Here is an 18,700-nt window from a genome sequence, read left to right on the forward strand (position 1 = left end):
CTCATTCTTCCACCCGCACTTCGCGGAACATGCCCATTTCCATGTGGTACAGGAGATGGCAGTGATAGGCCCAACGGCCGAGCGCATCGGCGGTCACGCGGTAACTGCGGCGGGTGCCGGGCGGCATGTCGATGGTGTGTTTGCGCACCTGGAAGTCGCCGTTTTCGTCTTCCAGATCGCTCCACATGCCGTGCAGGTGAATGGGGTGGGTCATCATCGTGTCGTTGACCAGCACCAGGCGGATGCGCTCGCCGTACTTCAAACGCAGAGGCTCGGCGTCGGAGAACTTGATGCCGTTGAACGACCAGGCGAATTTCTCCATATGGCCGGTGAGGTGCAGCTCGAGGGTGCGGCTCGGGTCGCGGCCGTCCGGGTCTTCGAAGGGGCTGCGCAGGTCGGCGTAGGTCAGCACGCGGCGACCGTTGTTGCGCAGGCCGAGGCCAGGATCGTCGAGTTTCGCGGCCGTGGTCATGGCTTGCATGTCCACCAATGGATTGTCCTTTTCGCTGTCGGGGTGCGACTGCATCGGGCCCATGTTCATGCTCGAGTGATCCATGCTGCTCATGTCCATCGAGCCATGATCCATGCCGCCCATGCCCATGTCGTCCATGGTCACCAGCGGGCGCGGGTCCAGCGCCGGCACCGGGGCCGACAATCCGGCGCGGGCGGCGAGGGTGCCACGGGCGTAACCGGTGCGGTCCATGGCCTGGGCGAACAGGGTGTAGGCGTCGGCGGCGGGCTCGACGATCACGTCATAGGTTTCCGCCACGGCGATGCGCAACTCGTCGACGCTGACCGGTTTGACGTGCAGGCCGTCGGCGGCGACCACGGTCATTTTCAAGCCGGGGATGCGCACGTCGAAGTAGGTCATGGCCGAGCCGTTGATCAGCCGCAGCCGCAGTTTTTCGCCGGGGCGGAACAGGCCGGTCCAGTTGTTATCCGGGGCGTGGCCGTTCATCAGGAAGGTGTACGTGGCGCCGCTGACATCGGCGATGTCGGTGGGATTCATCTTCATCTGCGCCCACATCGTGCGATCGGCGACGGTGGCGCCCCAGCCTTTTTCGCCGACATCGTGGATGAAGTCGCCGACGGTGCGCTTGTGGAAGTTGTAGTAGTCAGACTGCTTTTTCAGGGTTTTCATCAGGCTGGCCGGGTCTTCGTCGGTCCAGTCGCTGAGCATCACCACATGCTCGCGGTCGTACTGGAACGGCTCCGGTTCCCGGGCGTCGATCACCAGCGGCCCGTAGACGCCGGCCTGCTCCTGCAAGCCGGAATGGCTGTGATACCAGTAGGTGCCGTGCTGGCGAACCTTGAACTGGTAGACGTACACGCCACCCGGCTCGATGCCCTTGAAACTCAGGCCCGGCACGCCGTCCATGTTGGCCGGCAGCAGAATGCCGTGCCAATGGATCGACGTGCTGTCCTTCAGTCGGTTGCGCACCCGCAGCGTCACGGTATCGCCTTCGCGCCAGCGCAGCAGCGGGCCGGGCAGGCTGCCGTTGATGGTCATCGCGGTGCGAGGTTGGCCGGTGAAGTTGACCGGGGTTTCGCCGATGAACAGCTCGAAGTCGGTGCCGCTTAACTCGTTCACCTGGCCGGGGCTGTTCAAGGCCCAGACCGGCGTGCGCCACAGGCCGAGGCCGCCGAGCAGACTGCCGGCGGCGAGGCCTTTGACGAAGGTGCGTCTTGAGGTGGTGGAAGGCATGCGCTGGAAGTCCCCGTTTGACCAATGACGGGGAGGCTAACCAGCGGCAGCTTTCAGCTGGCTGAGGGGCGGATTACAGTTGTGTCAGGTTCGGCGGGTCAGGTCGTCCGCCAGGTCTCTTGCCTGTTGCGAGGCGGCATCCCGCGAATCACGATCTACTTCTTCACCGAAGATCGTTTTCTCGACAATCAGCGCGTGTACATCGCTGACGCCGATGAATTCCAGCCACGCTTCCACGTACGGTTTCTGAAAGTCGAAACGCTCGGCCGGCGTGCTCGACTGCGCGGAAAAATCCATCCCCCGCGCATAGGTCACAACGGCTTGCCTGCCTTGCAGCAAACCGCGCAACCCGCGCTCCGGATCGAAGCTGAAGAGGATGTCTTTCTGCGACACCAGGTCGATGAAGTGCTTGAGCTTGTAGGGAATGCTGAAATTCCACAGCGGTACCGAAAACACCAGCACATCGGCCCGGTACAGGTGGGCGGCGAGGTCTTCGAGGGTTCGCCAGGCCGATTGTTGCGATGGCGTCAGCGGCGTTCCACTCAGGCCGGCGTACTTGGCGTTCATCGCGTCTTCGTCGAATTCCGGCAGTTGCAGGCTCCATAAATCGAGCGTGCTGACATGGGTATCCGGGGCATTTTGCCGATAGCGCTCGATGAAACGCTGCGCCACTTCCATGGACGCTGAGCGTTGTTTGCGGGGAGAGCATTCGATGTGCAGAAGGGTGGTCACGGTTGGCCTCGACGTTCGGGTGGGATAGGCGAGGCATTGCAACATAGCTGTCTTCTCACTATAAATCGTAAACATTCAATCCATTGATTACGAATCAAACTATGTTCGACGCCCTGTTGTTGAAGACTTTTGTCACCGTTGTCGACGAGGACGGCTTCAGTCGTGCCGCCGAAAAACTTCATCTGACCCAATCGGCGGTCAGCGGCCATCTGCGGCGGCTGGAAGAACAGATCGGCAAGCCGCTGCTCAAGCGCACCACACGCTCCCAGCAATTGACGGCTGATGGCGAACGGTTGATCGCCTACGCGCGCACGATTCTGGCGCTGAATCGCGATGCCTGGGCGCAGCTCACGCGCACGCCGTTTGAGGGGCGGGTGCGGATTGGCGTGTCGGAGGACTTTGTCGAGCCACGGCTGTTGCGGGCGTTGCAGGATTGCGCGGCACAGCATCCAGGGATGCAGATCGATGTGCAGGTGAATATTCCCGGCACGTTACTGAGCCAGATGAAGCAGGGCGATCTGGAGCTGGTCATCGGTTCGTTGTGCGAGACGCGCGAGCCGGGCCTGTTGCTCTGGCAGGAACCGCTGGTGTGGGCGTGGTCGGCGCAGCCGGTCGCTCAATTGCCGACACCGTTGCCGCTGGCGCTGTTCCCCGAGCCTTGTCCGTATCGTGAAGCGGCGCTGACTCGCCTGGCCCAGGCTGGCATCGCCCAGCGCACCGCCATGCTTTGCACCAGCACTGCCGGTTTGCGCGCCGCTGCGTTAGCTGGATTCGCGGTGGCGCCGATGGCCGCCAGTCAGTTGGGGCCGGGGCTGGCGGCGCTCGGTACGGACTTGGGTTTGCCGACATTGCCGGAAGCCGAGTTTCGCCTGTTCACCGCCAGTCACGCGGACCCGCAGATGATCGAAGCGGTTTCACGAGTGATCGTCGACCATTGCTCGGCGCGGCGGCAGTAACGGTTCCTACAAGCCGAGGCCTTCCTGAACCACCAACAGCAGGTTGTTTTCCGTCAACGCAATCGCATCCAGCTGTTGCCCGGTCTCAAGCGTCTGCAACCACCAATGGCTTTCGCCATGTTCATCGACCGTGCGCAGCAACGATGCTTCGCGCCCCGGCAGGACGATTTGCACGCGCCCCGAGCCGTCCTCGGTGAAACGGGCGATGGGGTCGAACGTCAGGCTGTGATGGTTGGCTTCGATGATCAACTGGTCGATGGCGTAGTCGTGGGTCTCGCCATCCGGCGAACTTTCGCAAACATGGGTAGGATTTCGCCGAATCTTCAGGCCTACCTCGGTGACCGGTTGCAACCAGCCCTCGATGCGGTGATACAAGGCGTAGACCTGAGCCGGCCAGCAATCGATCTCCAGTTCGGCGCAGGTGATTTCGTCAGCATGGGTGTGCCGGGTTTGTTTGAGTTTCGCGGCGAGTTCGTCTGCTTTACTCATGTCGGTTCCCTGTGGTGATTTCAACATCATCGTAGTCCTTTCAAAGTAATGCAGGTTTTGCCCTGCGTCATGCGCTTGCAACACATGCATGACTCAATCAGCGTCTGGCCAAGTGATGGTCAGACCACAGAAACCACGGACGCACGCGTCCCAGGGAACGGGAACATGAAAAAGCTTTTTACAATTATGGCGCTGATTGCGCTGACGGTCGGTAGCATCGGCCTGAGTTCGGCACGCCAGTCGTCCGCCAGCAAGGCGGAATCGGTGGCGGGGGTATTCGATTACTACCTGCTGACGCTGTCCTGGTCGCCGACCTTTTGCCTGACCCACAAGGACGACCCGCAATGCACTGGCAAAGGTTACGGTTTTGTCCTGCATGGCCTGTGGCCGCAATACGCCAAGGGCGGCTGGCCGGAGTCCTGCCCGCCGCTGACCAACCTGTCTGCCGCCGAAACGGCCAAAGGCCTGACGCTGTTCCCGACCAAAAAACTGCTCGATCACGAATGGAGCAAGCACGGCACCTGCAGCGGCCTCGGCGCGATGGGCTATCTGGACGAAGCGGACAAGGCTGTGGCGGCGGTGAACATCCCGCAAGAGCTGCAACCATTCAGTAGCTCTTATTACTTCGAAGCGCAGGAAATTGCCGACCTGTTCCGCAAGAGCAATCCGGGCATCCCGTCAGACGGCATCGCCGTGATCTGCAACGGCCCGGAACTCTCGGAAGTGCGCGTGTGCATGGGCAAAGACCTGCAATTCGGCGCCTGCGGCAAGGGCGTGAAAACCCAGTGCCGGGCGGGGGATATTCGAGTGCCGCCGTCGCGTTGACCGGAACGGTTACCGGTCATAAAAAACAGGCGCCTTTTCAGGCGCCTGTTTTTTTTTGCAATCGGGTTTGATCAATGGAAGGACTTTGTTCATGCTGCGCGCCCCACGGATGATGACGCGATACTGCAAGGAGCTTTTTCATGAGCGGAAAACCCGCTGCCCGAGTGACCGACCCGACCGCTTGCCCATTGCCGGGGCATGGCACCAACCCGATTGTCAGCGGTTCACCGAATGTGAATTTCGACGGGCTGCCCGCTGCGCGAATGACCGACAAGTCGGCGTGCGGCAGTCCGATTACCGGTGGCGTTGCCTCGACGGTTTTTATCAATGGCCTGAACGCCGCCACCCTGGACAGTACCGGTGGGCATGGGAATGTGGTCATCGGTGGATCTGGCACCGTGATCATCGGCGATACCGTGGTGAACGCCCCTTTCAGCGGCCTGCTGCCAATGCCGGTGCACTTCACCGACAAGTTGCAGTTGGTGAACGACACGACCGGCGAACCGATGCCGAATCATCCGTACATGATTCAGCGCGCGGACGGTCGGATGGAGCATGGCGTGTCTGACGCCGCCGGTTTTACCCACACGATCAGTTCGCATCTTCCTGAAACCATCAAACTGTTTCTGGAGGAATGAAGCATGAGTGCGGAAACGGTTACGTGCGAGAAAGGCAACAATTACAAGCTGCACAAGGAACATGCGCTGACGGACAAGACGGATGTCAGTGTGAAGGCTGTGCCGGTGGAGAGTACCAAGGCGGTTGTTGTGTTTGTCGGAGGCGCTGGGGATAAGGAGAGTTATTACTTTTCAGGGCCGTATGGAAACATTCAAGAAGCACGTAAGTACTTCGATCAGCGCGTTCAGGATTTGGCAACGGATGGGAAATATAAGTCGGATTGGTTGGGGTACAACGAAGTCAAAGGAAAGAAAGATATTCAGCGGTATGTTCTAAGCCTGATCCCTTACAAAAGCTGCCCCGTATATATCGTCGGTCACAGCCTCGGTGGCTGGAATGGCGCGCACCTGACAAAGATCATGTCCGAATGGGGATACCGGGTTCAGATGCTGGTTACCCTTGATCCCGTGGGTGAGGGCGCTTTGGTCTGGTTGGGCTCAGATATTTATTTTGACCGTCCTGATCCGGTTGCGGCCAACTGGGTCAATATCAAGGCTACGCCTAGCAAAAGAGACCCTTCAGATGGGGTCGCCGACTTTGGCGAAAAATGGCTTATCACGTGTGGCCCGTCACTGAACGCGAATGTGGATACCAATCATGCAAACGCTTTGGGTCTGTTTACCGCACGTATCGCGGGAAACAAGTCTGCTGGTGATCTGCTGTTTGACTCGATCATGGAGGAATTTTCCTGATGTATAGACTGTTCGTTTGCCTGCTTTTCGTGATTTGTTCTGGTTGTGCAAAAGACCATGTATGGCCTCCGGCGAATTTGAGCTATGTGTCTGTTGAGAGAGACAGGTCTCTATATGTAATCAGGTATCAGTCGAATGTTGATGTCTTGGATCTTTTTGGTCGGGGAGAGAGGGTAGGAATGGCTTCAGGCATGCTTCATTGTGCTTTGGCTGAAGATCAGGACTTCTCGGTTGGTAAAGCCATTCGGTTTTCAGCGTTTGGATTGATATCGCCGGATAAAAGAGACGGAGCCCCGGCGGGCTACTCTTATTTGACCCATGCTTTCATTTCCGAGACCTCTAGCAACCGAAGCTCGGAAAGATCCTTGTCAGTGGCAGAAATCAACCAACTCCTCTCAGGCAAACAACAAATCCCCTGCAAAGTCGTCGTCACCGCTTACGGCTACAAACCCTACTACTCAAACACCATGAACCTCCCGGTCGCAGACCTGCTGCGCGAAGTCAACAAGCCCTGAGCTCCGCGCTAATCGGGGGGATCAGGCAAATCCCCCCGCATCCACCCCCAATTCCCCCCGCAAAAACTCCACCAATCCGCGTTGCAATCCACTCAACACCCCCTCGCGACTGACTAGCGCCAGCTCCGTCGGCGGCAGCGGCGGCAAGTCCGTGCACACCCGATGCTCCGGCAACACCGCCGACGCCGGCAGCACCGAAACCCCGAGCCCCGAGGCCACGGCCGCTTGAATGCCGGTCAGGCTGTGGCTGCCGAAGGCCACGCGCCAGGGGCGTTGCGCCACGTCGAGCAGGCGGATCGCCCGTTGTCGGTAAAGGCATCCTTGGGGAAACAACGCCAGCGGCAACACGCCACTGGATGAGTCGAATTCCACGCCCTTGACCCACACCAGTCGCTCCGGCCAGGTCGCCCAGGCAGGGCCGCTGTCGGGTTCGCGTTTGATCAGGGCGATGTCGATTTCTCCGCTGTCGAGGCGTTGGCGCAAGTCGAGGCTCATGCCGCTGACGGTTTCCAGCCGCGCTTGCGGGTGGCTGCGGGTGAAGCCGGCGAGGATCAGCGCCATACGCCGGGCGTCGAAATCTTCCGGCATGCCGATGCGCAGGATTTCCAGATCCAGATCGCTGGCCAGGGCTTCGCTGGCCTCGGCGGACAAGGCCAGTAGTCGGCGGGCGTAGTGGATCAGCAGTTCGCCGTGCTCGGTGACGCTGACGTTCAGGCCGGTGCGATCACGCAACAGCAGGGCGTGGCCGACCAGGTCCTCGAGTTTGCGCACCTGTTGGCTGACCGTGGATTGGGTGCGGTGGACGCGTTCGGCGGCGCGGGTGAAGCTGCCTTCATCGACCACGCAGACGAAGGTTTTCAGCAGTTCCAGATCCAGCATGGCGGCGGTCTCGATATTTGTTTGGCAACTTACAGTTGGCTATTTATTTAATTTCACACTATCACCCCGAGTTCATAAGCTGAAGTCCTCACTTGCAGAGGAATGCCCCATGACCTTGATCAACACACCGCGCCCGCAATGGCTGACCTTCGATTGCTACGGCACCTTGATTCAATGGGACGAAGGCCTGCGCGCCGTGGCCGAGCGGATCCTGAGCGATAAGGGTGAACACCGGGTCGACGCCGGGCGCCTGATCGAGGTCTACGATCGCCACGAACATCGCCTGGAACAGACGCCACCGCATCGCTCGTTTCGAGAACTCAGCACCCTCGGCCTGCAACTGGCCCTGGAAGAACTGGGCCTGGCGAGTGCCAGCGAAGACAGTCAGCGCCTGGCTACCGCGATCCCGCAGATGCCGCCGTTTCCCGAAGTCGTCGAGACCCTCGCGCAGCTCAAGGCCAGGGGTTTCAAGCTATGCATCGTCTCCAACACCGATGACGACATCATCGCCGGCAACGTCGCTCAACTCGGTGGCCACATCGACCGGGTGATCACCGCGCAACAGGCCGGCGCCTACAAACCGGCGCCGAGGCTGTTCGACTACGCTCATGAGCAATTGGGCGTCAGCCGCGATCAGGTGGTGCACATCTGCGCCAGCCCGATGCTCGACCACACGGCGGCCCGCGACATGCATTTTCGCTGTGTATGGATCGACCGTGGGACCGGTCGTCAGTTGCTGCCGGACTATCGGCCCGACGCGATCCTCAAAACCCTGGACGAAGTGCTGCCGCTGTTCTCGTCCCTCGGCTGGTAATAAACCTCGCCCGTCATCAAGGAGTTTCGCCATGGCCCATACCCTGACCGGCAGCGCCCGAGCTGCGCGTTCCGGCGCGTTGAACCTCGACAGCGAAGCCATCATCACCGCCCGCCAAGAGCTGGCGGCGTGCTTTCAACTGGCGGCGTTGCACGGGCTGGAGGAGGGGATCTGCAATCACTTTTCGGCGATGTTGCCGGGCCACACTGACCTGTTTCTGGTCAATCCGTACGGCTATGCGTTTTCCGAAGTGACGGCGCAGAACCTGCTGATTTGCGACTTCGACGGCAACGTGGTGGAAGGCGAGGGGCAGCCGGAGGCCACTGCTTTCTATATTCATGCGCGCCTGCACCAGCGGCTGCCTCGGGTGAAGGTTGCGTTCCACACCCACATGCCGAACGCGACCGCGTTGTGCCTGCTGGAAGGGCCCCCGCTGTTGTGGTTGAGTCAGACCGCGTTGAAGTTCTACGGGCGCACGGCGGTGGACGAGCATTACAACGGGCTGGCGCTGGACGAGCGTGAAGGCGACCGGATCGCCGGAGTCATGGGCGAGGCCGACATTCTGTTCCTGAAGAATCACGGGGTGATTGTCGCGGCGCCGACCATCGCCGAAGCCTGGGACGATCTGTATTACCTGGAGCGTGCCGCGCAGGTGCAACTGCTGGCGATGGCCACACAACGGGTGCTGAAATCGGTGCCGCATGCGGTTGCGCAACGGGCGTACGAGCAAATGCGCGAGGGCGATCCGGAAAGTGCGCGGGCGCATCTGCACAGTGCGATGCGGCGGTTGGCCCGTCAGGGCTGATGCGGGCAAAAACCGGCAGGCAAAAATAATTCGTTCGGCAGGTCATCCAATTGCCCTGCGCGCCGATAGCAACAGGGTCGGGATTGTCTCGGTGGCACTTGGTTGCCCCACACAACCCGGTGGGCTACGCTCACAAAAAACAAGGGTTTCGGGCCTTTGCCCCTGTCGTACCTGCCCAGGACACGCTTTTGCCTATCCCCATTCACGATCCGCATCAGGCCCCCGGCGGCACCCTCAAGCGTTTGCCCCTGCGCAAGGCGGCGGTGCTGTTCATTGTTGCGGTGTGTCTGAGCCTGTCCGGTTTGCTGTATTTGCAGATCGAGCAGTCGCGGCGTCAGGATCTGGCGAGTGCGCAGATGTCGTCGGCGAACCTGACCCGGGCCATGGCGCAGCAGGCCGAAGACACCTTTCAAGCGGCCGATCTGGTCATGACCAGCCTCGTCGACTGGATTCAGGACGATGGCTACGGCACGACGCAGAAGCCGCGTCTGCAAAAAACCTTCGCCCGGCGGGTGCAGCAACTTGAGCAGTTGCACGGGCTGTTTCTGTTCGATCGGGATGGCCAGTGGGTGATTACCTCGTTCCCGGATCTGCCGCGCGGCAATGGCGTGGCGGATCGCGAGTACTTCAAGTTTCACCAGCAGAACGTGTCGAGCGTGGCGCACATAGGCCCGGCGATCCGCAGCCGTGAGAATGGCGAGTGGATCATCCCGATCTCGAAACGGGTTAACGACCATGCCGGTCATTTCCAGGGCGTGTTGCTGGCCGGGATCAAGATGTCCTACTTCGACCAGTTCTTCAAAAGCTTCAGTCTGGACGACAACGGCACCATGTTCCTCGGCCTGACCGATGGCACCTTGCTTGCCCGCCGACCGTTCGACGAGGCTTTGATCGGCACCTCGCTGGCCAAGGGCGAGATCTACGGGAAGCTGTTGCCCAATGCATCTGCTGGCACGGCGATGATCGATTCGGTGGTGGACGGTGTCACGCGTCTGTACGGTTATCGACAGCTGGCAAGTTATCCGCTGGTGGTGTCCGCCTCTTCATCGCGGGACACGATTCTGGAGGGGTGGCATGCCCGGGCCTTCCAGTCCAGCGTTGTCGTCGCGCTGGTGATCCTCGGGGTGGGGCTGTTCGGCTGGGTGTTCATTCATCAGGTGCGCGATGGCGAGCGGATCGAGAAAAACCTGCGCAAGGCCCAGCGGGCGCTAGAGCAGATCGCCACCCACGACAGCTTGACCGGGCTGGCCAACCGGCGCCTGTTCGAGCGTTCGCTGGAAGTGGAGTTTGCCCGGGGCGCGCGGCAGTCGAGCCCGGTCAGCCTGATCATGCTCGATATCGACTTCTTCAAACGCTACAACGATGCCTACGGCCATGTGGCCGGCGACCATTGCCTGACGCAGGTCGCGCAGGTGGTGAAAAACTGCTGCCAGCGCAAGTCCGATCTGGCGGTGCGCTATGGCGGTGAAGAGTTCGCGGTGTTGCTGCCGGATACCGACATCAACGGCGCGTTGGCAATTGCCGGGCAGATTCGCCGCAGCGTCATGGACAAACACATCACCCACAGCGGCTCGCCGACCGGTTATCTGACGGTGAGCCTGGGATGCTATTCGTTCATTCCGCTGGGCAACGACAGCCCGGAGCTGTTCATCCAGCGCGCGGACGCGGCGCTGTATCAGGCCAAGAACGCCGGCCGCAATCGCGCCGCCGTGTTGTCGATGGACGTCGGCTTCGGCGAATTACTGCGCTCGGATCGCTGACAAAAACCAATCGGGTTCAGACACAGGCCATGGTCTTCACCATGACCTGCTCTTGTTCGTTCAGCCGCCAGTGCCACCGCCGGCTCCGCCCGTACCGCCACCGGCCGAACCGTGCCACCGCCCGCTCCCGAACCCGAACCGCTGGCGCCGCCGTTGGTGCCGGTGCCGCCACCCGCGCCGCTACCGCCGGACGGCGAGCCCGGCGTGTTGTCGGGCGGCATTTGTGAACCACCGGTGGAGCCGGATTTGGTGCCCGTGGCATCGGCGCCGTCGTTGGCGGCGAACGTGACGGCCGAGCCTGTGGCCAGCAGGCCGATCAGCAACAGCGAAGTGAGTTTGCGCGTCATCATGGTCTGTCTCCGGAAGGGGGGATTTACCTGATATTGGTCTGACGCGCCGAACCCTTGGTGCCGGCCGGATGACGAGCGGTCAGAAGTCCACGGTCGCCGAAACCTTCAGCGTGCGCGGCGTGCCCTGAGTCAGGTAACCACCGTTGGCCGAGGCCCAATAGGCTTCGTTGGCGACGTTCTCCAGATTGGCCCGCAGGGTGATCTGCTTTTCATCCAGCTTGAAGGCATAGCGCGAGCCGAGGTCGAAGCGGTTCCACGCCGGAATGCTCTGGGTGTTGGCCGCGTTCAGGTATTGGCCGCCGGTGCGCAGCATGCGCGCGCTAAGGGCGGCGCCTTCGAGGCCCGGGATGTCCCAGTCGGCGCCGAGGTTGAACTGGAAGCGCGGCACCCCGACGGCGCGGTTGCCGTCATTCACGCCGTTGCTGCTGCCTTCCAGTTCAGTCTTCATCACGGTCGCGCCGCTGAGCAGGCGCAGGCCGTCGAGCGGTTCGCCGTAGACGTTGAGCTCCACGCCTTTGTTGGTCTGCTCGCCATCTACGCGGAAGATTCCGTCCTGGGTGTAGCTCGACGGTTGCTCGATGCGATAGACGCCGAGATTGGCGCCGTAGCTGCCCATGTCCAGGCGCACGCCGGCTTCGATCTGCTTGCTGCGCACCGGGGCGAAGGTTTCGTCGCGGTTGATTGCTGTGGTCGGCGGCGTCGGGCCCTTGGCCAGGCCTTCGATGCGGTTGGCGTAGAACGAAACGTGTTCCCACGGCTTGATCACCAGACCGTAGACCGGGGTGGTGATCGACTCTTCATAACTGGAGGTGCGGGCGCCGGTGGCGGTGCTCCAGCCGTCGACTTTCAGTTCCTGACGGCGCACGCCGAGGGTCAGCAGGATGCGGTCATCGACGAAGCCTAGGGTGTCGGAAATCGCCTCGCTGCGCAGGGTGTTCTTGCCGGTGATGCGCGGGTCGTTGATGTCGCTGGCAAATGAGGTGGGCGCCGGACGCGGCTTGTCGGTGACGTCGTACAGGTTGGTGCTGTAGCGCCCGGCCGCGCCGACGGTTTCGAACGCCGAGCGCTGCTCGCCCCAGATGCCCGCCCAGCCGAGGTTCAACTGGTGCGTGACAGGGCCGGTGTCGAAGCGGCCGTTGAGCCCGGCCATGGCGCTTTTATTGTCTTCATCGTGGGGCGAATAGAGCATGCCGCCACGGGCGCTGCCGTTGAGGTCGGTGACGGTCAGTGACGAGTACACGCCGTTCTCGCGGGTGTGCTTGGCGCCGCCGGACACGTAGGCGGTCCAGTTGTCGTTCAGGTCGTACTCGGCGCGGGCCATGCCGAAGGTGTCTTCGAGTTGCGAATAGCTCCAGCTCTGGGCGTAGCTGGCGTTGGCGTGCGGCACCTTGGGGGCTTTTGTCAGGCTCGAATCGACATAGATCACAGAGCGACCCTGATTGATCACTTGCTTCTGATAGCCGAAATCGGTCGAGACCCGCAGACGATCGCCGCGATAGTCCAGGCCGACGCTGAACAGCGACGAGCGCTGGTCTTCGTCATCGACGGCGGTGTCGCCTTCGCGCTGCATCAGGTTGACCCGCGCGCCGAAGCGGTTGTCCTCGCCAAAGCGCTGGCCCAGATCCAGATGCCCGCCGACCCGGCCGTCGGCGCTGTAGTCGAGGGTGACGCTGCGGGTCGGAGTGTCCATCGCGCGTTTGGGTTGCAGGTTGATCCCGCCACCGATGCCGCTGCCGCTCGGGGTCACGCCGTTGACGAACGCGTTCGGGCCCTTGAACAGTTCCACCCGGTCCAGCGCTTCGACGGCGATGATCTGCCGGGGCAGCACGCCATAAAGGCCGTTATAGGAAATGTCATCGGAGGCCAGCGGCAAGCCGCGGATCATGAACATCTGCGAGAAGTTGCCGAAGCCGTTGGACTGGCGCACCGAAGAGTCGTTGAGCAACACATCGCCGACGGTCTGGGCCTGCTGATCGGCCATGGTCTTGGCGGTATAGCTGGTGACGCTGAAGGGCAGGTCGTTGACCTCCTGGTTGCCGAGCATGCCGACCTGCGCGCGGCGCGCGACCTGTTCGCCGCCGTAGGTGTCACCGCTGTCGTCGTGCAGCGCGCTGACGTTGGTGGCGCCGAGTTCCAGCGCGCCGTCCGCCGCGACTTTCGGGGCCACGGTGTAACCGTTGTGGCCGGTGCTGATCAGCTCGAAACCACTGCCTTCCAGCAACCGGGCAAAACCGCTCTGCGCGGTATAGCTGCCTTGCAGGCCGGGGCTCTGGCGATTGCCCAGTTGCGCCGGATCGAACGACAGCGGCACACCGACGCTGACCGCAAATTGCGCCAGCACATGGCTGAGCAGGCCGGGGCCGATGTTGACGCTGCGGCTGGCGCTTTCACTGACGCTGTCGGCGGCGTGGGCGGCGGTCGGCAGCAGTGCGCTGAAGGCCAGGGCCAGGCTCAGGTTCAGGGCTTTGAGCGCAAAAGTGGTAGGACGGGGCGATGGCATTGCGGTCATTCGGTGTTCCTGTCGGGGGCGTGGAATTGAGAGGTCTATCCACTCACCGGACGAGTCGCGAAAAGGTATCAGCGAATATTGAAAATATTTTCCGAGGGCTCAGACACGCGGTTCCACCGACAGCCAATAGCGGGTCAGGCTGTTGATGTTCAGCGGCAGGGTGTCGCTGAGCAGACGCAGGCTGGCGTCGGTGTCGCGCAGGGAAAACGCTCCGGACACGCGCATCGCCGCCACGTCCGGATGGCAGCGCAGCACGCCCCGGCGATAGCGGCTCAGTTCGCCGAGCAATTCGTCCAGGCGCATGTTGCTGGCCAGCAGCATGCCTTTGTCCCAGGCCAGAGACGCGGTGTCGAAGGTTTCGGCGCTGTCGAAGCCGTTGAGCTTGAAGCGCTGCCGCTCGCCGGCCTTGAGAGTCGCACTTTGTGTGAGCAATTGCGGGGTGATCTGAACCTGGCCGTCGAGCACCGACACCTGACTGCGCGAACCCTCGGTGCGCACGCAGAATCGCGTGCCCAGCGCGCGGGCTGCACCTTGCGGCGTTTCGACAATGAACGGACGAGCGCTGGCGTCTGCGGCGGTGTTGATCAGCACTTCGCCGTTGAGCAGCAGGACGCGGCGTTCCACCGGGCTGAAAGCGATGTCCACGGCGCTGTCGGTGTTGAGCACCAGTTGAGTGCCGTCCGGCAATTGCAGGTTCTTTTGTTCGCCGACGGCACTGCGCTGGTCGGCGGTCCATTGCTGCCACGGCACATGTTGCGAGGCGATGCCCAACGGCCCGGCCATCAACAGCAAGCCGAGGCGGGTGAGGGTCTGGCGACGGCTCAGGCCTTCCTTGCGGGACGCGCGTTTCAAGGTCTGGATCGCGACGTTGGCCGGCACGCTGCGCAGATCCCCCAGCAGCGCTTCGGCCCGTTGCCAGGCGATGGCGTGCTCGGCGCTGCGGGTGCGCCATTGGGCGATGGCCTGATGATCGGACGGGGTCGCGGTGCCGGAATGCAGTTGCACCAGCCAGTCGGCGGCTTCGCCGAGAATCTGCGGATTGATCATCGACGAATTCATCAGGCGACACTCAGGCAGGCAATGAACGCGGCACGCATGTGCCGTTTGACGGTGATCAGCGAAACACTCAGGCGCGTGGCGATCTGCGCGTAGGTCAGGCCTTCGATCTGCGACAACAGGAAGGTCTCGCGGGTCTGTTCCGGCAGTTCGCGCAGCAGCGCTTCGATGCGCCACAGGGTTTCGAGAATCAGGTAGCGGGTTTCCGGCGACGGCACTTCGGCGGCGGGCAGGTGCGCGATGGTTTCCAGGTACGCGCGCTCCAGGTCCTGGCGGCGCCAGCGGTCGATCACCAGACCCTTGGCGATGTGCGTCAGCAGTGCTCGTGGTTCGTTGCCCAGCGGTTTGATCACCTGACGGGTAAGCAGTCGCAGGAACGTATCGTGCGCCAGGTCGGCCGCATCGCAGCGATTGCCCAACTTGCGCTGCAGCCAGCCCTGCAGCCACCCGTGGTGTTCGCTGTAGAGCGTCTGGACTTGCTGATTCAACGGCTGATCGAGGGACGACATGAAGGGCAGATACTCGTTTCGGGCGTCCGTTGCCAGGGGGTGCGGTCGTGAGTGCGAAAACTGTGCAATTAAGAATTGATCGCATTCTAGTGGCACAGAACGAGCGCTGGCAATTGTCCCGCAACACTTTCTTTTCTAACGCCAATGCAATGGCCTACCCGACTTTCGGGAGATTGGCTATTTGCCTGACCCGGCCCCGGGACTAACGTAGCCACACATTCACTTGCCCCGGAGAGTCGCCATGAAACCTCGTATCGATTTCTACACCGCGTCCCCAGATGCCCTGAAAGCGATGATCGCCTTGGAAACCGCCGTCTCGAAACTGCCGCTGGAAAAGACCCTGATCGAACTGGTCAAGCTGCGTGCTTCGCAGATCAACGGCTGCGCGTTCTGCATCGACATGCACACCGCCGACGCGATCAAGGGCGGCGAAACCCCGCGCCGGTTGTTCGCCGTGACCGCATGGCGTGAAGCGCCGTTCTTCACCGAACGTGAACGCGCCGCGCTGCTGTGGACCGAAACCCTGACCCAACTAAGCCTGACCCACGCCCCGGACGAAGACTACGAAGTGGTCGCCGCCCAGTTCTCGCCCAAAGAAATGGTCGATCTGAGCGTCGCGATCAGCACCATCAACAGCTGGAACCGTCTGGCCGTGGGCTTCCGTAAAACCCCGCAAGCCTGATCGATCAATGTGCATCGGCACTCGGCGCGGCCGGTGGTTGCACCTTGCGCATCAAGGGCACCATCGCTGTGGCGATGCCGAAGCACACCATGATCATCAGGAACGTGTCGCCGTAGGTTTGCGTCTGCGCCTCTCGGTAGGTCAGCAGCCATAGCTGACGCAGGCTGGCGGTGAGGCCGACGTCGCCGCTCTGACCCAGCGCGGCAAAGTTGCCGCCGACCTGGGCCAGCCACTGATTCACCGCTTCGTTGCTGCTGTTCAGATGCTCCGCCAACCGCGTGAAGTGCAGGTTGGTGCGGTCGTTGAGAATGGTCGCGCACGCCGCAATCCCGATAGCACCGCCGAGATTGCGCATCAGGTTGAACAGGCCCGACGCATGCTTGAGCCGCGCAGGTGCAAGCCCTCCGAGCGTCAACGTCACCGCCGGCGGCACCGCCAGTTGCTGGGCAATCCCGCGCAGGGCTTGCGGCAGCATCAATTCTCCGGCGCCCCAGTCGTGGGTGATCGGACTGAATTCCCACATCGACAACGCGAACAACGCCAGGCCCGCCATCATGATCCAGCGCAGATCGACGCGGTTGGCGAGAAAGGCGTACAGCGGAATCGCCATGATCTGGAACACCCCGGTGGAGAAAACCGCCAGACCAATGTCTAGCGCCCCGTAGCCGCGCACCCGGCCGAGAAACAGCGGCGTCAGGTAAATCGTCGCGAACAGGCCGATCCCGGTGACGAAGGAAAAGAAGCAGCCGAGGGCGAAGTTGCGATCCTTGAGCGCGCGCAGGTCGACGATTGGATTGGCCACGTGCAACGTGCGGCCGATGAAGGCCAGCCCCGCGAGGCCACTGATCCACGCGGTGGTCAGAATCGTCTGGTCGCTGAACCAGTTCCAGCGCGGGCCTTCTTCGAGGGTGTATTCCAGGCAGCCGAGAAACAGCGCCAGAAACACCATGCTCAAATAGTCCGCGCCCTTGAGCAGCGACAGTTCCGGCTGATCAATCTTGACCAGCATCGGCACTGCCACGGCGACGAAGATCCCCGGCACCAGGTTGATATAGAACAGCCAGTGCCAGGACGAAATATCGGTGATCCAGCCGCCGATCACCGGGCCCAATGTCGGCGCCAGCGAAGCCACGGCGCCGATAGTCGCGGCGGCGATGACCCGCTGCTTGCCGGTGAAGAAAAAGAAAGCGGTGGTGAACACCAGCGGAATCATCGACCCGCCGAGAAACCCTTGCAGCGCGCGAAAGGCGATCATGCTCTGGATGTTCCAGGCGATGCCGCAGAGCAGGCTGGCGAGGGTGAACCCGACCGCTGAAGCGCAGAACAGCCAGCGCGTGGAGAATACCCGCGACAGCCAGCCCGACAGCGGAATCACGATGATTTCGGCGATCAGGTAACTGGTCTGCACCCACGCCGTTTCATCGGTGCCGGCGGACAACCCGCCGCCAATATCACGCAGCGAGGCCGAGACGATCTGGATGTCCAGCAGCGCGATGAACATGCCGATGCACATGGTGGCGAAGGCGAACACTTTGGTCGCCGTCGCCATCTCGGCGGCATTGAATGGCTGCGCGGAGGCGGTGAGGGCGGTGCTCATGGCGCGCTGGCCACGGCGGTGGTTTCAGGTTGGGCGCGGGTGTCGACTTCAGCGGTCACCGACAGGCCCGGACGCAGGTGGCCGAGCACGCCGTCGGCCGGGTCGAGCAGGATCCGCACCGGCACACGCTGAACAATTTTGGTGAAGTTGCCAGTGGCGTTTTCCGGCGGCAGCACGCTGAACTGCGAGCCAGTGGCCGGGGCGAGGCTGTCGAGGCGACCGTGGAATTCCTGGCCGGACAACACGTCGGCGCGGATGCTCACGCGCTGGCCGGGCTTCATCCGCGCCAATTGATCTTCCTTGAAGTTGGCATCGACCCACAGACCGCTGGCCGGCACTACCGACAGCTGCTGCGAACCGGCCTGGGCATAGGCGCCGACCCGCGCGCGGCGGTTGCCGATCACGCCGTCGACCGGGGCGCGCAGTTCGGTGTAGCCGAGGTTGAGTTGCGCCAGATCACGTTCGGCCCGGGCTTGTTGAAGGGCGGCGCGGGCCTGTTGTTTCTGGGTTTCGATCACCGCGAGTTGGCGTTGCGCGGCCAGCAGTTCGGCCTGGGCTTTGGCGCTCAAGGCTTGCGCGGTCTTGAAGGTGGCGTCGGCCCGTTGCGCGCTTTCCACCGAGACTGCGTTGGTGGTCACCAGACGTTTGTAGCGCGCGTTGTCGTCCCGCGAACGGGCGGTTTCGGCACTGGCAGCATCGATGCCGGCGCGGGCCTGACCGATCACCGCTTGCTGCAGTTGTTCGGTGGCGTCGAGGTTGGCCAGCAGCGCCTCTTCGGCGGCGACGGCGCCTTCAGCCTTGGCCAGATTGGCGCGGTAGTCGCGGGCATCGAGGCGGATCAGCACGTCGCCGGCCTTCACCTTCTGGTTATCGCTGACCAGCACTTCCTCGATGTAACCGGCGACTTTCGGCCCGATCACCGTGACGTCGCCGCCGATGTAGGCATCGTCGGTCTCTTCAAGAAACCGCCCGGCGCCCCACCAATGCACGGCGTACAACCCGGCGAACACCAACGCGGCCAGACCCGCAGTGGGCAGCAGCAAGCGTTTGAGCAGGGGAGGTTTGGGGGCGCTGACCGGAACGGCGAGATCGGGTTCTACGGTGGACATGCTGGTCATGGCGTAATACCTGGGAAAGCGAGATGGCT

18 protein-coding genes and 1 pseudogene are annotated in these 18,700 nt (G+C 62.1%); 9 read left to right on the forward strand and 10 right to left on the reverse strand.

What is annotated here, in order from left to right; all coding sequences use genetic code 11:
• Position 1: 1 nt before the first annotated feature.
• The gene (locus tag N8H71_RS24570) at positions 2–1,705 is read right to left on the reverse strand and encodes a copper resistance system multicopper oxidase (protein WP_262195992.1); all 1,704 of its coding nucleotides are present in this window, start codon (positions 1,703–1,705) and stop codon (positions 2–4) included.
• 84 nt (positions 1,706–1,789) lie between these two features.
• On the reverse strand, positions 1,790–2,437 hold the full coding sequence (locus N8H71_RS24575) for an FMN-dependent NADH-azoreductase (protein WP_262195993.1): 648 nt from the start codon (positions 2,435–2,437) through the stop codon (positions 1,790–1,792).
• A gap of 101 nt (positions 2,438–2,538) precedes the next feature.
• Here N8H71_RS24575 and N8H71_RS24580 point away from each other — a divergent pair, with 101 nt between their 5' ends.
• Entirely contained in the window at positions 2,539–3,393 is an 855-nt protein-coding gene (locus N8H71_RS24580) for a LysR family transcriptional regulator (RefSeq protein WP_262195994.1), read from the forward strand.
• 6 nt (positions 3,394–3,399) lie between these two features.
• Here the strand turns inward: N8H71_RS24580 and N8H71_RS24585 are convergent, their stop codons facing one another.
• A complete protein-coding gene (locus N8H71_RS24585) occupies positions 3,400–3,882 on the reverse strand; it encodes a hypothetical protein (protein ID WP_085608248.1) in 483 nt (160 codons plus the stop codon).
• A gap of 165 nt (positions 3,883–4,047) precedes the next feature.
• Between N8H71_RS24585 and N8H71_RS24590 the strand changes: the two genes are divergently transcribed.
• From N8H71_RS24590 to N8H71_RS24605, 4 genes are all read left to right on the forward strand, one after another.
• On the forward strand, positions 4,048–4,707 hold the full coding sequence (locus N8H71_RS24590) for a ribonuclease T2 (protein ID WP_240869108.1): 660 nt from the start codon (positions 4,048–4,050) through the stop codon (positions 4,705–4,707).
• 140 nt (positions 4,708–4,847) lie between these two features.
• A complete protein-coding gene (locus N8H71_RS24595) occupies positions 4,848–5,345 on the forward strand; it encodes a PAAR domain-containing protein (RefSeq protein ID WP_011335137.1) in 498 nt (165 codons plus the stop codon).
• A gap of 3 nt (positions 5,346–5,348) precedes the next feature.
• On the forward strand, positions 5,349–6,077 hold the full coding sequence (locus tag N8H71_RS24600) for an alpha/beta hydrolase (RefSeq protein ID WP_262195995.1): 729 nt from the start codon (positions 5,349–5,351) through the stop codon (positions 6,075–6,077).
• A gap of 179 nt (positions 6,078–6,256) precedes the next feature.
• On the forward strand, positions 6,257–6,592 hold the full coding sequence (locus N8H71_RS24605) for a hypothetical protein (protein WP_262195996.1): 336 nt from the start codon (positions 6,257–6,259) through the stop codon (positions 6,590–6,592).
• A 21-nt stretch (positions 6,593–6,613) separates the two neighbouring features.
• Here the strand turns inward: N8H71_RS24605 and N8H71_RS24610 are convergent, their stop codons facing one another.
• Entirely contained in the window at positions 6,614–7,471 is an 858-nt protein-coding gene (locus tag N8H71_RS24610; RefSeq protein ID WP_262195997.1) for a LysR substrate-binding domain-containing protein, read from the reverse strand.
• Between the two features lie 109 nt (positions 7,472–7,580).
• Between N8H71_RS24610 and N8H71_RS24615 the strand changes: the two genes are divergently transcribed.
• The 3 genes from N8H71_RS24615 (at position 7,581) to N8H71_RS24625 (ending at position 10,850) form a co-directional block, all read left to right on the forward strand.
• Complete coding sequence (locus N8H71_RS24615) at positions 7,581–8,285, forward strand: haloacid dehalogenase type II (protein WP_262195998.1); 705 nt, start codon at positions 7,581–7,583, stop codon at positions 8,283–8,285.
• A gap of 31 nt (positions 8,286–8,316) precedes the next feature.
• A complete protein-coding gene (locus N8H71_RS24620) occupies positions 8,317–9,090 on the forward strand; it encodes an aldolase (RefSeq protein WP_262195999.1) in 774 nt (257 codons plus the stop codon).
• Between the two features lie 188 nt (positions 9,091–9,278).
• The gene (locus tag N8H71_RS24625) at positions 9,279–10,850 is read left to right on the forward strand and encodes a sensor domain-containing diguanylate cyclase (protein WP_262196000.1); all 1,572 of its coding nucleotides are present in this window, start codon (positions 9,279–9,281) and stop codon (positions 10,848–10,850) included.
• A gap of 60 nt (positions 10,851–10,910) precedes the next feature.
• On the opposite strand, the pseudogene N8H71_RS24630 reads toward N8H71_RS24625, so the two are convergent.
• The 4 genes and pseudogenes from N8H71_RS24630 to N8H71_RS24645 all read right to left on the reverse strand — a co-directional run bounded on the left by N8H71_RS24630 (position 10,911) and on the right by N8H71_RS24645 (position 15,274).
• Positions 10,911–11,200, reverse strand: a pseudogene (locus N8H71_RS24630) (hypothetical protein).
• Positions 11,201–11,279: 79 nt separating this feature from the next.
• Positions 11,280–13,709 carry a TonB-dependent receptor gene (locus tag N8H71_RS24635; RefSeq protein ID WP_262196001.1) on the reverse strand — a complete coding sequence of 810 codons (2,430 nt, stop codon included), beginning with the start codon at positions 13,707–13,709 and terminating at the stop codon, positions 11,280–11,282.
• Positions 13,710–13,808: 99 nt separating this feature from the next.
• Positions 13,809–14,768: a FecR domain-containing protein gene (locus tag N8H71_RS24640; protein ID WP_262196002.1), complete on the reverse strand. Its 960-nt coding sequence runs from the start codon at positions 14,766–14,768 to the stop codon at positions 13,809–13,811.
• Positions 14,768–15,274, reverse strand: a complete 507-nt coding sequence (locus N8H71_RS24645) for a sigma-70 family RNA polymerase sigma factor (RefSeq protein WP_262196003.1) — start codon at positions 15,272–15,274, stop codon at positions 14,768–14,770. The genes N8H71_RS24640 and N8H71_RS24645 overlap by 1 nt, the downstream gene beginning before the upstream one ends.
• 241 nt (positions 15,275–15,515) lie before the next feature.
• Here N8H71_RS24645 and N8H71_RS24650 point away from each other — a divergent pair, with 241 nt between their 5' ends.
• Positions 15,516–15,956, forward strand: coding sequence for a carboxymuconolactone decarboxylase family protein (locus tag N8H71_RS24650; RefSeq protein WP_007955895.1), 441 nt, complete (start codon positions 15,516–15,518; stop codon positions 15,954–15,956).
• A 4-nt stretch (positions 15,957–15,960) separates the two neighbouring features.
• Here the strand turns inward: N8H71_RS24650 and N8H71_RS24655 are convergent, their stop codons facing one another.
• Both N8H71_RS24655 and N8H71_RS24660 read right to left on the reverse strand, forming a co-directional pair.
• Positions 15,961–17,553 carry a DHA2 family efflux MFS transporter permease subunit gene (locus tag N8H71_RS24655; RefSeq protein WP_115078605.1) on the reverse strand — a complete coding sequence of 531 codons (1,593 nt, stop codon included), beginning with the start codon at positions 17,551–17,553 and terminating at the stop codon, positions 15,961–15,963.
• The gene (locus N8H71_RS24660) at positions 17,550–18,671 is read right to left on the reverse strand and encodes an HlyD family secretion protein (RefSeq protein ID WP_262196004.1); all 1,122 of its coding nucleotides are present in this window, start codon (positions 18,669–18,671) and stop codon (positions 17,550–17,552) included. The genes N8H71_RS24655 and N8H71_RS24660 overlap by 4 nt, the downstream gene beginning before the upstream one ends.
• Between the last annotated feature and the right edge of the window lie 29 nt (positions 18,672–18,700).

Origin of the sequence: Pseudomonas koreensis (assembly GCF_025447595.1) — a bacterium.
GTDB lineage: Bacteria > Pseudomonadota > Gammaproteobacteria > Pseudomonadales > Pseudomonadaceae > Aquipseudomonas > Aquipseudomonas koreensis_H.

Bases quoted from the DNA above. Each gene is read 5' to 3' on its own strand.
- N8H71_RS24570 (WP_262195992.1), bottom strand. From the start codon at position 1,705: ATGCCTTCCACCACCTCAAGACGCACCTTCGTCAAAGGCCTCGCCGCC.
- N8H71_RS24635 (WP_262196001.1), bottom strand. From the start codon at position 13,709: ATGACCGCAATGCCATCGCCCCGTCCTACCACTTTTGCGCTCAAAGCC.
- N8H71_RS24620 (WP_262195999.1), top strand. From the start codon at position 8,317: ATGGCCCATACCCTGACCGGCAGCGCCCGAGCTGCGCGTTCCGGCGCG.
- N8H71_RS24605 (WP_262195996.1), top strand. From the start codon at position 6,257: ATGGCTTCAGGCATGCTTCATTGTGCTTTGGCTGAAGATCAGGACTTC.
- N8H71_RS24580 (WP_262195994.1), top strand. From the start codon at position 2,539: ATGTTCGACGCCCTGTTGTTGAAGACTTTTGTCACCGTTGTCGACGAG.
- N8H71_RS24650 (WP_007955895.1), top strand. From the start codon at position 15,516: ATGAAACCTCGTATCGATTTCTACACCGCGTCCCCAGATGCCCTGAAA.
- N8H71_RS24645 (WP_262196003.1), bottom strand. From the start codon at position 15,274: ATGTCGTCCCTCGATCAGCCGTTGAATCAGCAAGTCCAGACGCTCTAC.
- N8H71_RS24585 (WP_085608248.1), bottom strand. From the start codon at position 3,882: ATGAGTAAAGCAGACGAACTCGCCGCGAAACTCAAACAAACCCGGCAC.
- N8H71_RS24590 (WP_240869108.1), top strand. From the start codon at position 4,048: ATGAAAAAGCTTTTTACAATTATGGCGCTGATTGCGCTGACGGTCGGT.
- N8H71_RS24595 (WP_011335137.1), top strand. From the start codon at position 4,848: ATGAGCGGAAAACCCGCTGCCCGAGTGACCGACCCGACCGCTTGCCCA.
- N8H71_RS24655 (WP_115078605.1), bottom strand. From the start codon at position 17,553: ATGAGCACCGCCCTCACCGCCTCCGCGCAGCCATTCAATGCCGCCGAG.
- N8H71_RS24640 (WP_262196002.1), bottom strand. From the start codon at position 14,768: ATGAATTCGTCGATGATCAATCCGCAGATTCTCGGCGAAGCCGCCGAC.
- N8H71_RS24610 (WP_262195997.1), bottom strand. From the start codon at position 7,471: ATGCTGGATCTGGAACTGCTGAAAACCTTCGTCTGCGTGGTCGATGAA.
- N8H71_RS24660 (WP_262196004.1), bottom strand. From the start codon at position 18,671: ATGACCAGCATGTCCACCGTAGAACCCGATCTCGCCGTTCCGGTCAGC.
- N8H71_RS24615 (WP_262195998.1), top strand. From the start codon at position 7,581: ATGACCTTGATCAACACACCGCGCCCGCAATGGCTGACCTTCGATTGC.
- N8H71_RS24600 (WP_262195995.1), top strand. From the start codon at position 5,349: ATGAGTGCGGAAACGGTTACGTGCGAGAAAGGCAACAATTACAAGCTG.